Origin of the sequence: Corynebacterium riegelii (assembly GCF_016728505.1) — a bacterium.
GTDB lineage: Bacteria > Actinomycetota > Actinomycetes > Mycobacteriales > Mycobacteriaceae > Corynebacterium > Corynebacterium riegelii.
This window is the reverse complement of record NZ_CP068159.1, coordinates 24980-39726: the sequence shown is the minus strand read 5'-3', so window position 1 is coordinate 39726 and position 14747 is coordinate 24980. Positions and strand designations below refer to the sequence as shown.

Sequence of the window (14747 nt, the reverse complement as noted above, 5' to 3'; positions counted from 1 at the left end):
TTTACCCGGAGATAACGGAACGGATCAGCTCACGCGTGTATTCATGTTGCGGGTTCGCCCAGATCTCCTCGGTATTACCGTGCTCCACAATCCTGCCCGCCTGCATCACAGCAAGCCGTGGGCAGATTTCACGCACCACGGCAAGGTCGTGGGTGATGAAAATGAGGGTGTTGGTGTTCACGGTGTCGCTAATGAGCGAAAGCACCTGCGCACGCAGCGACACATCCAGCGCGGAAACCGGCTCATCGGCAAGCAACACGTCGGGGTGCGGGGCGGCGGCTCGCGCAATGGAGATGCGCTGGCGCTGACCGCCGGAGAACTCGCGCGGCAGGCGATCGCCGGTGCCGGCCAGGTCAACGGCGCCCAGTACCTCCTCGGCGCGCGCGTGGTCCACGCCGGCCTCGCGGATGGAATCGCGCACCTTCATGCGCGGATCCAGCGAGGCGTACGGGTCCTGGAACACCATCTGCATCCGCCCGCTGGTGGTCACGGTCCCCGAATCGGGCTTCAACAGCCCCGCAATCGTGTGGATCAGCGTGGTTTTGCCGGAGCCGGAGCCGCCGACGATGCCAAGGCGTTCGCCGTGGTGAACCGTCAGCGTCACACCGTCGAGCGCCTGCGTCTTGCCGCGGCGCAGCGATACGTCACGCAGCTCAACCACCGGCTCACCCAGCACAGTGGGTGAGGCGGGCGCGCCGGGTTTCGCCGCAGCCGCCAGCGCCTGCGCATACTCAGAGTCACCCGCGACGATCTCGCCGCCGCGAAACACCAGCTGGCGCGTGGTCATCCGGCGCACCACCGCCAAGTCGTGGGAGATGAAGATCAGGCCCATGTCGCGCTCGCGTACTAGCCGGTCGATCAGGTCCAGGATTTGGGCTTGGGTGGTGGCGTCGAGGGCGGTGGTGGGTTCGTCGCAAATCAGAAAGTCCGGGTTCTGTTTGAGCGCCAGCGCAATCAGCACGCGTTGGCGTTGCCCGCCGGACAGCTGGTGTGGGTAGGCCTCCGGGCGATCCACGCCAACGTCCACCAGCAGCTCGCGCGGCACCAGTTTGCCCACCTTGGTCAGCGGGTCAAGTGCCGTCATCGGCTCCTGGAAGACCATGCCCACCGTCGCACCGCGAACGCGCCGGCGCACGCGGTCGGGGGTGCCCACCATCTGCGTGGCGTCGATAGTGATGGAGCCTTCAACCGGCAGATCAACTAGCCCCATGATGGCCAGTGCAGTCAGTGACTTACCGGAGCCGGATTCCCCGATGATGCCGAGGCGCTCGCCACGCGCCAGCTCAAACGAAATTCCATGCAGGATGCCTGCAATGCGCAGATCCTTAACGACGATCACGCGAACCCCCAATCACATTCAATCCCAATACCGTCAACACAATTGCCAAACCGGGCCACAGTGCCAAATGCCACGCGGTAGCAAGGTACGGCTGCGAGGCTTGCAGCATCCGACCCCACGAAGCGAACGGGGCTGGCGCACCCAGGCCCAGGAAGGACAAGCCGGCCTCCGCCAGGATGGCAAGCGCCGCGGCCACCGTCGCCTGGGTGATCACCAGGTGGGCGATGTTTGGCAAGACGTGCCGCCACGCAATCACCGGCCCAGGCACACGCGCCATGCGGGCGGCCAGGATGTAGTCCTGGCTGAGCACCTGCAGCGTGCCCACACGCGCCACGCGCACAAAGCCAGGGATCCCCGCGATGCCGATGGCCAGCACCACAATCCAGATCGACGCGCCGAACACGGCGGTAAACACAATCGCCAGAAGCAGCGCGGGGAAGGCGAGCAGCAGATCGCTTGCGCCCATGACCACGCGCCCGGCGCGCCCACGTATGCCCGCCCAGATGCCCAGCGGGATGCCCACGAGCGCGGAGATACTCACCGCGCCCAGCACGACGGCCATGGTCAGGCGCGCCCCGCTCATCACGCGGGATAGCACGTCGCGGCCCAGCTCGTCGGTGCCCATGAGGTGCTGCAGGCTGGATCCCTGCAGGCGTACCAACGGGTCGGCTTGCAGCGGGTCGTAGGGCGTCCACACCAAAGACAACAGCCCAAGCAGAATCATCAGGCCGACAATGACAAACCCTGCGGTGCGTTTCATCGACGGCTCCTTGGGTCAATGGCGGCGTACAGAAAGTCAACGATCAGGTTGACCACCAGCGTGAACGCCACCAGCAGCATCATCACGGTTTGCACGGTGGTCAGGTCGCGGTTGCCCACGGAATCCAGCAGCAGCGAACCTAACCCAGGCACCGCAAACACGCGCTCAACCACCACGGCGCCGACGATCATGGTGGACAGTTGCAAGCCCGTCACGGTCAGCACGGGTAGTGCGGCGTTGCGCAAAACGGAGCGATAGAGCACTTCGCTTATCGACGCCCCCTGGCTCCTTCCCGTACGCACATAATCCTTGCCCATCTCTTCTGCCACAGCCGAGCGCACGTAGCGGGTCAGAATCGCCGACTGCACTAAGGCCAGCGAAAACACTGGCAACACGGCGTGGGCGGGGGTGCCCCAGCCGCCGGCGGGCAGCCAACCGAGCCGCACGGAAAACGCGCTGACCGCCAGGATGCCGACGAGGAACGAGGGCACCGCAATGCCCACCTGGGTGAGCCCGGAGAGCACCGCGTTTGGTGTACGCGCCAGGTGTATACCCAGGGGAACTGCGGTGATGATCGCCAGCAGCATGGCAAGGATGGTCAGTGTCAGGGATACCCCGGCGCGCTCCCAGATGGTGCTAGTAATCTCGCGCCCCGAGGACATCGAGATGCCGAAGTTGCCCGTGAGCATGTTTGTGACCCAGTCGAAGTACTGGACAACCAAGGGGCGGTCCGTGCCCAGGCGCGTGGCTAGCTCCGCAACTGCTTCCTCGGTGGCAGTAACGCCAAGGGCGATACGCGCCGGGTCGCCCGGCACTGCGCGCAGAAGTACGAAAATAATCACGCTTGCCGCGACCATGAGCGCGAGAAAGCGGGCAACGCCTCGGGTAAGGCCGTTTCTCATTCCTCCACCTCGATGTCTGCCAGGGGCAGGGAATCTGTCACCACGTTCGGATCTACCCCGCTAATGCCCGGGCGGGTGAGCACAATGTTGGGGGCGTTGACCAAGGTCAAGGCCCCGGCGTCATCCATGATCTGGTCCACGGCCAGGCGCATGCTTTCCACATCACCCGCGGTGATCAGCTCGCGGGCGTGTTCGTTGTCGTAGCCCAGGTAGTAGTCCGGGTTGCCAAACAGGTTCGGGATGTCGCGCGGCTCAACGTGCGCGATAATCGACGCCTGATAATCCGCCCCCTTCAACACCTTGGACAACCACACCGCCGGGAACTCGACGGTTTCGAGGTTGACTACAAAACCAACGTCACGCAGCTGCGAGAAAATCAGTTCCGCCGCCGTCTGCGCATAGGGCAGCGATGGCACCGTGATCGTGATCTCGGGTGTGCGGCCGGCAAGCAGCTCACGGGCCTTGTCCGGGTCGAAGGGGTAGTAGTTGCGGTTGCTAAACCACGGATCTGTTGGTGGGACAGGGGCGCCACCGGTGTCAGTGGCCAGGCCGTTGTACACCACCTGGTTGAGCGCATCACGGTCTATGGCGTAGGCCACAGCGCGGCGAACATCCGGATCATCAAAAGGAGCGGCGTTGTTGTTCATACTGAGCAGCACCTCGCCGTTGGTGGTGCCCACCTGCACGCCGATTTCTTCCGGCAGTGCATCCAAGAGTTGTGGCGCCTGCATCGCCCAAACCACATCCACATCACCGGCGCGCAGCGCGTTAACGGAGCTTGCCGCATCAGCGAAGTAGCGGATTTGCGCATCCCTGCGTTGTTCATCGCGCGCCTTAAACGTGATCGCCGTTCCCTCATCAAACCGCGCCACTGTATACGGGCCGGTGCCCAACGGGTCGGTTGCAAGGCGAGGAATCGAGTCCTCACACATCATCGCTCCCGTCAGCGTGGCCATGGACCAAAGCCAGGGTTCGCTGGGCGCTGAGAGGGTGACCTGCAGCGTAGCGCTATCAAGGGCGAGTGCCTCTGCAACGGGATCCATCTGGGCCTTCAGCCCGTTGGTCCACTCGTTTTTCACATAATTGATGGAAAACACCGCATCATGCGCAGTAAACGGTGATCCGTCAGAAAAGGTCACGCCCTCTTTCAGATGGAACGTGTACACCGTGCCGTCATCACTGACGTCCCAGGATGTGGCTAGGTTGGGCTGTGGGGTGCCCGTTGCGTCGATACGCACGAGCGTCTCATACACATTGCCAACCAACGCCTGCGGCGCCGCAGCACCGCCAACCGTAGTGAAATCCAAACTTGCCGGCGGTGCGGAAGCTGCAACAGTCAGCATGTTGCTTGGCTGCGTGGACGCCCCACATCCAGCAAGCAACACCCCAACCGCAGTCAACGCACCGGCGATCCGAGCGCCCCGCATCAGCCGATCTGCTCTGGTTCTAGCTCAATCCACAACGGTGAGGAATGACCGCGCACAATATTCAACCCGAAGGTCAACTGCTCCGTGCTGTAACGCTGCACCGAATACTCCACCGGAGCACCCGTGTGCGTAAACGCACGCAACTCAATCTCAAGCAATGGCGCGCCTACCGGCAACTGCAACGCCTCAGCGTGCTCCTCGGTAGCAGGAGCGACACGAGCCTTGCGCGAAATATTGTTGTAGTTCACACCATTGCGCATCAGCTCGCGGTGGAACGATTCCGCGTTCGGATCCACGCTCAACACTGTCGAGGAAATAGAGGGTGAGAAGTAAATCTCCTCCACCACCACCGGGTGATCGTTGGCGGTGCGAATGCGGCGCAGCGTTACCACCGTCTTGGTGTCATTGAGCCACAGCGCTTCTGCAATATGGTCGTTTGCCTGGTGGAGGCCAAACTCCTGCAAAACCTGGCCCGGGATCTTGCCCATTTGCGTCACGCGGCTAGCGGTACACAGCACTTCCTCAAACGATTCCGTGCGCGTGTTGGATAAGACGATTGAACGGCGTCCCCGACCCGAGGAAATCAACCCCTCACTACGCAGCGTGGCCACAGCCTGACGCACTGGCCCACGCGAGGTAGCAAACTGCTCACACAGCTCAGCCTCAGACGGCAGCGACTTACCAACCGGGATACGGCCTGCGAAAATCTCGTCGCGCAGGTAGCTAGCGATTTCTTGGTGCTGCTGCGGCCGCCGTAGGGGGGTATTGGGGACGGATTCAGTCACGCCTTACCTCTTTCCAGGTCAAACCATTTTGTGTGTGAAGAATACTATTGCATTGATGTTGCAACAATGCCCATAGTGTGGACAGTTTCTTCAAACGTAGGCGCTTGTACGGAAATCATCAGTTCATCTGCCTTCGCGTGCTCCCTAAACCATTGCAGGTATTCTCGCACCTCGGTGCCTGTACCTTTTGCGGTGTAGCGCAACATATCCGTAATTTGGCGCCCCTGATAGGAATGAATAATTTGTTCCAGCTGATCATCCGAAAGGGGGGTACCGCGGCGGCCTACAAAGGCGCGAACGCGTTCTTTATGAACAAGTTTTTCTTGCCTGTCCGCATCTTCCATGCTGTCGGAGGCGATCACGTTGACCGCAGCGATGCAGTAGGGCTCCGGGTAGCGCTCTGAGGGCTCGTAGTTTTCCCGGTAGTAGGTAGTCGCTTGCTCTAAGTGCTGCGGGGCGAAGTGGGAAGCAAAGGAATACGGCAAGCCCAGCTTCGCCGCCAATGAGGCACCGAACATGGAAGAGCCAAGGATGTAGATGGGCACGTTCGTGCTTGCGCCCGGCATGGCCACAACCCCAGGCATGGGCGACTGGTTGGACATCCACGCCTGCAGCTCCAGCAGATCCTGCGGGAAGTTCTCGGCCGCCCGCGGGTCACGACGCAGCGCCTGGCCCAACGTCTGCTGGTCTGTACCCGGGGCGCGGCCCAGACCAAGGTCAATGCGCTCTGGATACATCTCTGCAAGCATGCCGAACTGCTCCGCGATCACATACGGCGAGTGGTTGGGCAGCATTACGCCGCCGGCGCCGAGGCGGATCTTCTCCGTCTTGGCACCTACGTGCGCGATCAGCACAGCTGGCGCAGAAGAGATGATCCGCGTCATGTTGTGGTGCTCGGAGTACCAGATACGCGAAAACCCCAGCGTTTCCGCTTCCTGGGCGAAGGCGACAGATCGCTCTATCGCCTTGCCCACGGACTCGCCGGGGTATCGGGTGCAAAAATCAATTAAGGAAAGGGGGGTACTCATAGCCCCGAGGCTACGTGGTAACCACCTCACCGTCGACAGCCTCGTTGGTGCCAACCACCATCGGCGGCTTTGGCTTAGCAAAGTCAATGATCAGGCCGATGACAAACGCCACTACAACTGGCAGGACCCAGCCCAAGCCTTCTGCGGCCAGCGGCGCCCAGTCCACCAGAGGTTGCAGGGCGTCGGCAGCCCACCCCTGGGCGATGAAGGTCTCGATAGCGGACCAGATCACAGCAACCCAGATCGGCAAAAACATTGCCCATGTGAAGCGGGTGCGGCTGCGGAACGCAGGCTCAACCAGGGTGACAAAGATCAGTGCAATCGCCGGCGGGTACAGGAAGCCGATCACCGGGGCGGCAACGCCCATGATGAAGTTCAGGCCCTGGGTAGCAAACACGATGGACCAGATGGTGAAGAAGATCGCCCACGCCTTGTAGCTGCCGGGGAACTGCTCGGAGAAGTACTCACCAGTAGCGGTGATCAGACCAACCGCAGTGGTCAGGCAGGCAAGGAGCACGACCAAAGAGAAGATGATCTGGCCCGCGGTGCCCATGGTCAGGTTCGCGGCATCTGCCAAAAGGCCCGCGCCGTTGTCGTACTCGCCGCCGGTCGGGATAACACGGCCGATGCCGCCCAAGCCCAGGTAGACCAGCGCTAACATGAGGCCAGCGCCAAGGCCAGCGATGATGGTGCCGCGGACAATCTCGCCACCTTCAGAAAAACCCTTCATGCGCAGGGTGGAGATGATCACGATGGAAAACGCCAAGGCGGCAATGGAGTCCATGGTCAGGTAGCCCTCGAGCAGGCCCGCGGTAAACGCGCCGTCTGCGTACTGCTCGCCGGGGGTGCTCGGCTCAGCGTCCCAGCGGAACAGTGAACCGACGATCATAACGATCAGCAGGATCACCAGAGACGGGACCAAGAATTTGCCCAGCTTGTCCATGATGGTGGAGGGGTTCCATGCCAGGGCCAGGGCGGCGCCGAAGAACAGCAGGTTGAACACTGCGGACGCGGCTGTGCCCTCAATGCCAAACAGTGGGGTGATGGCGGTTTCCATGGATACCGCGCCGGTACGCGGCAACGCGTAGAACGCACCGATGGACAGGTACGCCAGAATGGGGAACAGGACGCCGAAGACGGTGCCAGCGCGCTGGGACAGGTCGCGTACGGAAGCACCCGAGAGCGCAATAGCAATCACAGCGAGCACCGGCAGGAGGGCACCGGTGCCGAGGAAGCCCAGAATTGCGGGCCAGAAGTTGTCGCCCGCCTGAACGGCAAGCATCGGCGGGAAGATCAGGTTGCCCGCGCCAAAGAACATGGAAAAGAGCGCGAGCGAGGTGATCGCGATGGTCTTTCCAGACCCGCCCCGCTTGACTGCGGTTGAGCCCATAATTGCCTCCTAGGAGTTAGCTGTGATGCATAGGATGCAGTTGACAGTACACTCCAAGGTCCAATTTGGGAAACGGATTCCACTAGATGGACAGCAATTGCTTGATTGCAGTCAGCGGAATGTCCACCCAATCCGGGCGATTATTGGCCTCATAGACCACCTCATAGGCGGCCTTATCCGCCACATATGCAGCCAGCAGCGCCTCATCCAACGTTCCGTCCAACTCCCCATAGCCAGCCAGCAACGCCTCGCGCATCTCGTGCTCCCACGAGTTCGAAAGCTCACCCACGGCACGCGCGTAGCCAAACGAGCGCACCATGCCGGCAACATCGCGCAACGCCACGTCTTTGCGGCGACGCTCCGCCAACGGGCGCGCTGGCTCTCCTTCGAAGTCGATGAGGTGCCACAACGGGGCGTCGAAAAGCGTCTGGCCCAAATGCAGATCCCCATGCACGCGCTGCACGTCGACGTCCTGGGTATCAAGCGCGGCGTAGAGCGCACGCAGGCCCGGGGCGAACTCACGCAGCACCGAAGCACGCTCCACATACGCATCCAAGTTGGCATCCAGCTGGGCGCGAATCGCTGAGCCCGCGCGCTGTTCCACACCAAACTCCGACGCCAAGGACCCATGCACGCTGGCAATCGCCTCACCCAACGCACGCGCATCCGCCACCCCCAAATCGCCTGCCGTAGCCAGCACAAAACCATCCGTGCCGCCAACCAGCTCCTGCTGCATCGCAAGCGTGCGACCATCCAACGTGACATACCCCGTCACCTTTGCCACATGCTTGTTCTCAATGCGGCTTAAGAGCTCTACGTCCGGATTCAGGCCGTCTTCAAGCTTGCGAAAGACCTTCACAATCGTGTCGCCAACAATCAGATTGGTGTTGGACTGCTCCGCACCCATCGGACGCACATCACCCCCGCGCAGCTGCCCGTGCACCTGCCCAAGCTGCGCCATATGCTCCACATACGTCTGCGCGCCGGGGGAGGTGGCAAGGATGTCACGTGTGCCGTCGTGAAGAATCTGATAGCTCTCGCGGTGCGTGCCCAGATCCAGGGTCACAATCTCCCAGGTATAGGGGCCGAGGGCTTTTTGCTTATCGACGCCCCCGCCAACCACCCTCCCCGCCTTCGACCCAAAAAACCGCTCCTTGGTGATATCGATCATGCTGAAATATCGAACCAGAAGAAACCGTGCGGCGCGAGTGTGACAAGCCACGGCAGCTCACCAATCGCCGGGAACTCCACGCTGCCAGAGAGCTCACGCGGCACAATGCCGTTGTATTGCGCCAGCTCCATCTCCACAGGCTGTGGGCGCGAGGACATATTGTGCACGCACAAAATACGCTCCGTGCGGCCCGTCTCATCCGTGTACTCGCGGATAAACGCCAGCACCTGCTCATTACCGTGCTCAACCTCAATGTAGGAGCCGCGGCCGAACGCTTTGTACTGCTTGCGCACATGCACCAACGTGCGCACCCAATGCAGCAGTGAATTCTCCTGCTTCATCTGGCTCTCCACGTTCACAATGTGGTAGCCGTACTGGTCATTGCGCACCGGCGGAAGATAGAGACGCTCCGGGTCCGCGGAGGAAAAACCACCGTTGCGGTCATTCGACCACTGCATCGGGGTACGCACACCATCACGGTCATAGAGCCAGATGTTGTCGCCCATGCCAATCTCATCGCCGTAGTACATAAACGGCGAACCCGGCAGCGACAGCAGCAACGCGTGCGCTAACTGCAAACGATCACGATGCCCACCCAAAAGCGGCGCTAAGCGGCGACGAATACCCACATTCGCGCGCATCCGCGGATCAAACGCGTAATGCTTGTACATGTACTCGCGCTCTTCCTCCGTGACCATCTCAAGCGTGAGCTCATCGTGGTTGCGCAGGAAAATGCCCCACTGCGCAGACTCCGGGATCGCTGGGGTCTGGCGCAAAATGTCAATGATTGGCTGCGCGTTTTCCATGTGCAGCCCCATAAAGATGCGCGGCATGACAGGGAAGTGGAACGCCATCTGGCACTCATCGCCCTTGCCGTCTGTGCCCTCACCGAAGTACTCCACCACCTCATGCGGCAGCTGATTTGCCTCAGCCAGCAAGAAGCGGCCCGGGTACTCCTCATCAAACATCCTGCGCACACGTTTGATGAACTGGTGGGTCTCCGGCAGGTTCTCGCTGGAGGTGCCCTCGCACTCAAACAGGTACGGAATGGCATCCAAGCGGATACCGTCCATGCCTAGGTCCAGCCAGAACCGGATCACGTCCAGGATTTCCTCCTGTACACGCGGATTGTCGTAGTTCAGATCCGGCTGGTGCGAGAAGAAACGGTGCCAGAAGTACTGCTTGCGCACCGGGTCCCACGTCCAGTTGGACTCTTCCGTGTCAATGAAGATGATGCGCGTGCCCGCGTACTGCTCCGGGTCATCGGTCCACACGTAGTAATCGCCGTACTCCCCATCCGGGTCCTGACGCGACGCCTGGAACCAGGCGTGCGAATCGGAGGTGTGGTTGATGGGGAAGTCCGTGATGATGCGGATGCCGCGTTTATGTGCAGCGTCGATAAGCGAAACAAAGTCCTCAACCGTGCCAAACTCCGGCAGCACCTTGCGGAAATCACGGATGTCATAGCCGCCGTCTCGAAGAGGCGAATCATAAAACGGCGGGATCCACAGACAATCCACACCCAGCCACTGCAGGTAATCCAGCTTCTCCTCCAGGCCCTTCAGCGTGCCGGACCCCGTACCATCCGGGTCGTAGAAGGCGCGTACCAGCACCTCATAAAACACGGAATCCTTGTACCACTCCGGGTCCGGACGCTGCCACGGCTGCTCAGCTGGGGTAGGCGTAAGAAAATCAGTTGCCTGAGGGGTTTGCTCCATAGCCAGTTAGCATAGCCAGTTAGCGTAGCCGGATGGCCTGGGCGATGCGCTCGACGGCCTGCCGCAAAATCTCCGGGCTGGTAGCAAAGTTCATCCGCGCCTTGTGCTCACCGCCCGGGCCGAAGTGGGCGCCCTCATTCATCGCGACCTTTGCGTGCTCCAGCAGCCAGGCGGCTGGGCGCGGATCGTTGAGTTCCGTGTTGCTGAAATCCAGGAACATCAGATACGTCGCGGCCGGAACCTCGAATTTAATGCCCGGCACCGCCTCCGGTAGGTGGGTGACAAGCCAATCGCGGTTGGCCTTCAGCTGCGCCACCTCCTCATCGAGGAACTCACGGCCGTGGTCGTAGCACGCCTCCGCAGCGGTGATTCCAAGCGTGCCCACACCGTCCTTCAGCACTGGGTTGATGCGCTGCCAAATGGCCACGTCTTCATCGTTGGAGAACATCATCTGCGCGCACTTCAGTCCCGCGACGTTCCACGCCTTCGAGGTCGCTGTGACCGTAATGCACACATCCGGGTTGTTCGCCGCTGCGCACACGTGCTGACCGTCCAGCACAAGCGGGGCGTGGATCTCGTCTACAATCACGCGCCCGCCGTAGCGGCGTGCCACATCACAAATGGCATCCAGCTCAGCCTCGCTGAAAATCCAGCCGCCCGGGTTGTACGGGTTGGTCACAATGATGCTGCCCGCGCCCTTTTTAAACGCCTCCTCGATCTCTGCCAGATCCAGGCCCGGGGTGCTTGCAACGTTGATACGTTCGCGCCCGGCGGCATCCGCAATGTCCAGGAACGGGAAATACGCTGGCACCGGCACAATCACCGGGCCTTGCGTGAAGTGCTGGATGGCTAGCAGCACGCCGCGCACTACGTCCGCCACCGGGAATACGCGCGCAGGCTCCGGGCGCCAGCCGTAGCGCGACGCGTAGAAATCCGACACCGCTTCCCCCAAACGATGCGCGCCCGGCGCCGGTGTGTACCCAAACATCTCGCGCTCACAGGCTTGAACAATCGCGTCTTTGACCGCAGGTGCGGTGGGGAAGTCGCTTTCCGCGATGAACATGGGGATAACGTCATCGCCGTAGACGGTCCATTTGCGGGTGCCGCGCGCCCTTAAAGTATCCAGGTCCAGAAACTGCATGCGCCCTACGCTAGCGCAGCCCTAGACGTCTTCGTCCTCATCCTCATCGGGGCTCATGCTTTCCGACGCAAACCCAAACGCCCTCAACCTCCTACGATCCTCCGCAGACGAGGACGCAGTCAGCTTCAACAGCTCCGAATAAATACCTCCGGAGACCGCCAACTCAGCGGGCGAGCCGATTTCGTCGATGCGGCCGTTACGAAGCGTGATAATCGTGTCCACACCCGCAATGGTGGACAAGCGGTGCGCAATCATGATGGTGGTGCGGCCTTCCATCAACTCATCCAACCCGGCCTGCACGGCGCGCTCCGCCTTGGTGTCTAAGGCGGAGGTCGCCTCGTCCAGGATCAGAATCGGCGCATCCTTCAACATGGCGCGCGCTACCGCCACACGCTGGCGCTGCCCGCCCGAGAGGCGCAAACCGCGCTCACCAATCACCGTGTCGTAGCCGTCGGTGAACTTCATGATGAAGTCGTGCGCGTTGGCACGCTTTGCCACTGCCACAACCTCTTCCAGCGTGGCCTCCGGCTTGCCGTACGCAATGTTCTCAAACACAGAGCCCGAAAACAGCGCAGCCTCCTGAAACACCACACCAGTTGTGGCGCGCAGCTTCTCCACGTCCAACTCGCCCAGCTCTTCGCCGCATACCTCAAGGCGACCCTGAGTTACCGGGTACAAGCCCAAAAGCAGGTTGACAATCGTGGACTTGCCCCCACCAGACTCGCCAACCAGGGCGATTTTTTCGTCTTTGTGGGCGGAAAACGTGACGTCGTGAAGCACAGGCTCCCCAGGCGTGTAAGCGAAAGTAACCTGATCAAACGCAACCACCGGCTCACGCACCGGCAGTGGAGTCTGCTGGGCGAGTGCCACCTCCGGCATGTCGGAAGCCTTAGTGGCCGCAACCAGCTGGCGGTTCGCGGTCGGCTCCACCGACTCATCCATCACCTTGAAGTAATCGCGCGAACCCGCAATCGCTCGCTGCGCCGAATCCACAATCCAACTCATCATGGTCACCGGCTGACGCGCCATAGTCACCATCTGAATCAGCATCACCATCTCACCGATAGTGAAAAAGCCGTTCAGCGTCCGCGTGAACACAATCAGATAAATGCCCAGGAAGATCAGGTTCATGGCCACGCCGCGCGCCGTGTCCATCGAATGCCACCAGCGCGACTGCGGACGCGTAATCTCCACCGTATTGGTGTAGTGGCGGCCGAAGCTCTCCAGCTCACGCACCTCAGCGCCATAGGACTTGGTCACCTTCACCTGGCCCACAACCTCGGCGAAACGGCCGTTGCCCTCATCGATGTTGGCGTTCTTTTCCTGCTCAAACACCTGCCAGCGTTTCGACGTGAGCGCAGTCAACCACGTATACAACGGAAACAGCAACGCCAGAAGCACCGTCAGCGGCCAGTAGTAGTAGGCAGTGATGCCCAAAATGGCCACCACCTGAAGCAGCATTGGCAAGAAGTTATTAGTAAAGGACTGGATAAACTGCGTGACGTTCGCAATCGAACGATCCAGCCGCGCGATGATCGTGCCCGTGACCTGCCCGTTAAAATACGACTGTGGCAGTGCCAGAAGCTTTGCAAAATAGCGCGTAGACAACACCTGGCGAATACGCGCCACCATCACATCCCCGAGGTAGCCAGACACGTTTCGCAACAGCGTCGCGCCTGCCTCCGCGGCGAACAACCCCACCGCCAGCCACACGACGGTGCGGATCGCGCCGCCGTCCACAATCGTGTCCGTGGCCTCACGGAGCAAAAACGGACTGAGCAAACTCAACCCCGCGACGGCAGAAGAAACCACCACCACCGCAAGATAGAACGGCCAAAGCGTTGAGGTGCTGCGCAGAACGCGGATGATCGGCTGCATGATGGTCCACACTAGCCCGGGCTGTAGGATTGCCTGCAAACTCACAACGATGGATTTTGGAGCGTCGCCTACATGTCCCACCGCCTAAAACTTGCGGTATTCAGCCTGCTGCTGCCGCTTGCCGCCTGCGCTGCCCCCGGAGAAAACGACGTTGACCCGGAGGCCGTCACCCCCACCAGCACGATCGGGCGACCCGCGGAGACCTTCGCAAGCTCTGAGGTTGAGCCCGTGCCAAGCACGGAGATCAACGGCGAGCGCGTCAAGGATCCCGCCATGGACCTGTCGTACAAGTGGCAGGGATCTAGCTACGCTCCGGGCGGCGGCACCGTGGTCGTGGTGGTGGTGACCAATGAGTCGGATGCGCCGCTGCCTGTAGACGCGTTGAAACCCACGCTGAAGTACAACGTCGGCGGTGGGGAGATGCGCACCGCTGAGACGCTGACCGCGGATGCGGCCGGGGTAGACATTGTTGGCCTTGACCTGCCGCTTGGTCCTGGTGCGACGGTGAACGCCAAGTACGCGTTCAACGTGTCTACGGGCAACCTGTGGGACGCGCAGTTCACCATCGGCAATGTCACGTTCCAAGGGAATCTGAATAACTAATGCGCGAAGAAGTCATCCTGCTCAGTGACAGCGGATCCCCGATCGGGACCGCGGACAAGGCCGAGGTCCACACCGGTGACACCCCGCTGCACCTCGCCTTTTCCTGCTGGCTGTTCAACGAGGACGGCCAGCTGCTGCTCACACGGCGCGCATTGGGGAAGAAGACGTGGCCCGGGGTGTGGACGAACTCCTTTTGCGGCCATCCCGCCCCTGGCGAGACCCCGGAGGAGGCCGTGTACCGCCGCGCCACTTTTGAGTTAGGGCTGCAGCGCGAGGCATTTGCGTCGCTTGAGCTGGTCCTGCCGAACTTCCAGTACCGCGCCGTGGATGCATCCGGCGTGGTAGAAAATGAAATCTGCCCCGTGTTCGTGGCACGCTTGACCGCGGATGCGCAGATTCAACCCAACCCCGACGAGGTATGTGAGAGCGCCTGGATTACCCCCGGGGGGTTGTCTGCGGCGATTGAGGCTGCGCCGTTCGTTTTTTCGCCGTGGCTTATTGAAGAAGCGTTGCATGAGCCGCTACGCGCCCACCTGCGCAGATAGGGCTTATTGAAAATGGATCAATGAAGCCTGTGGATAACCTGTTTTAGTTATCCACAGGCG

13 protein-coding genes are annotated in these 14747 nt (G+C 61.1%); 2 read left to right on the top strand and 11 right to left on the bottom strand.

All coding sequences use genetic code 11. The annotated features are described in order from the left end of the window. Position 1 precedes the first annotated feature (1 nt). From I6I71_RS00190 to I6I71_RS00140, 11 genes are all read right to left on the bottom strand, one after another. Positions 2 to 1339: an ATP-binding cassette domain-containing protein gene (locus I6I71_RS00190; protein WP_201821390.1), complete on the bottom strand. Its 1338-nt coding sequence runs from the start codon at positions 1337 to 1339 to the stop codon at positions 2 to 4. Beyond that, the gene (locus tag I6I71_RS00185; protein WP_201821387.1) at positions 1326 to 2099 is read right to left on the bottom strand and encodes an ABC transporter permease; all 774 of its coding nucleotides are present in this window, start codon (positions 2097 to 2099) and stop codon (positions 1326 to 1328) included. Before I6I71_RS00185 ends, I6I71_RS00190 begins: the two co-directional genes overlap by 14 nt. Further along, on the bottom strand, positions 2096 to 3001 hold the full coding sequence (locus I6I71_RS00180; RefSeq protein ID WP_201821385.1) for an ABC transporter permease: 906 nt from the start codon (positions 2999 to 3001) through the stop codon (positions 2096 to 2098). Before I6I71_RS00180 ends, I6I71_RS00185 begins: the two co-directional genes overlap by 4 nt. After that, on the bottom strand, positions 2998 to 4428 hold the full coding sequence (locus tag I6I71_RS00175; RefSeq protein WP_201821384.1) for an ABC transporter substrate-binding protein: 1431 nt from the start codon (positions 4426 to 4428) through the stop codon (positions 2998 to 3000). Before I6I71_RS00175 ends, I6I71_RS00180 begins: the two co-directional genes overlap by 4 nt. Continuing rightward, positions 4428 to 5213, bottom strand: a complete 786-nt coding sequence (locus I6I71_RS00170; RefSeq protein WP_201821382.1) for a GntR family transcriptional regulator — start codon at positions 5211 to 5213, stop codon at positions 4428 to 4430. Before I6I71_RS00170 ends, I6I71_RS00175 begins: the two co-directional genes overlap by 1 nt. 44 nt (positions 5214 to 5257) lie before the next feature. Next, positions 5258 to 6241 carry an LLM class flavin-dependent oxidoreductase gene (locus tag I6I71_RS00165; RefSeq protein ID WP_201821380.1) on the bottom strand — a complete coding sequence of 328 codons (984 nt, stop codon included), beginning with the start codon at positions 6239 to 6241 and terminating at the stop codon, positions 5258 to 5260. Between the two features lie 10 nt (positions 6242 to 6251). Next, positions 6252 to 7631 (bottom strand): branched-chain amino acid transport system II carrier protein, encoded by a 1380-nt coding sequence (brnQ, locus tag I6I71_RS00160; RefSeq protein WP_201821378.1) that lies wholly within the window; start codon positions 7629 to 7631, stop codon positions 6252 to 6254. Between the two features lie 82 nt (positions 7632 to 7713). Continuing rightward, entirely contained in the window at positions 7714 to 8802 is a 1089-nt protein-coding gene (locus I6I71_RS00155; RefSeq protein ID WP_201821376.1) for a phosphotransferase, read from the bottom strand. Further along, positions 8799 to 10520, bottom strand: a complete 1722-nt coding sequence (treS, locus tag I6I71_RS00150; protein ID WP_201821374.1) for a maltose alpha-D-glucosyltransferase — start codon at positions 10518 to 10520, stop codon at positions 8799 to 8801. The genes I6I71_RS00155 and treS overlap by 4 nt, the downstream gene beginning before the upstream one ends. Before the next feature lie 19 nt (positions 10521 to 10539). Next, positions 10540 to 11661: a MalY/PatB family protein gene (locus I6I71_RS00145; protein WP_201821372.1), complete on the bottom strand. Its 1122-nt coding sequence runs from the start codon at positions 11659 to 11661 to the stop codon at positions 10540 to 10542. Positions 11662 to 11682: 21 nt separating this feature from the next. Continuing rightward, positions 11683 to 13539 carry an ABC transporter ATP-binding protein gene (locus I6I71_RS00140; RefSeq protein WP_201821370.1) on the bottom strand — a complete coding sequence of 619 codons (1857 nt, stop codon included), beginning with the start codon at positions 13537 to 13539 and terminating at the stop codon, positions 11683 to 11685. Positions 13540 to 13611: 72 nt separating this feature from the next. Here I6I71_RS00140 and I6I71_RS00135 point away from each other — a divergent pair, with 72 nt between their 5' ends. Both I6I71_RS00135 and idi read left to right on the top strand, forming a co-directional pair. Beyond that, the gene (locus tag I6I71_RS00135) at positions 13612 to 14142 is read left to right on the top strand and encodes a hypothetical protein (protein ID WP_201821368.1); all 531 of its coding nucleotides are present in this window, start codon (positions 13612 to 13614) and stop codon (positions 14140 to 14142) included. After that, positions 14142 to 14687: an isopentenyl-diphosphate Delta-isomerase gene (idi, locus tag I6I71_RS00130; RefSeq protein WP_201821366.1), complete on the top strand. Its 546-nt coding sequence runs from the start codon at positions 14142 to 14144 to the stop codon at positions 14685 to 14687. The genes I6I71_RS00135 and idi overlap by 1 nt, the downstream gene beginning before the upstream one ends. The last annotated feature ends 60 nt before the right edge of the window (positions 14688 to 14747 follow it).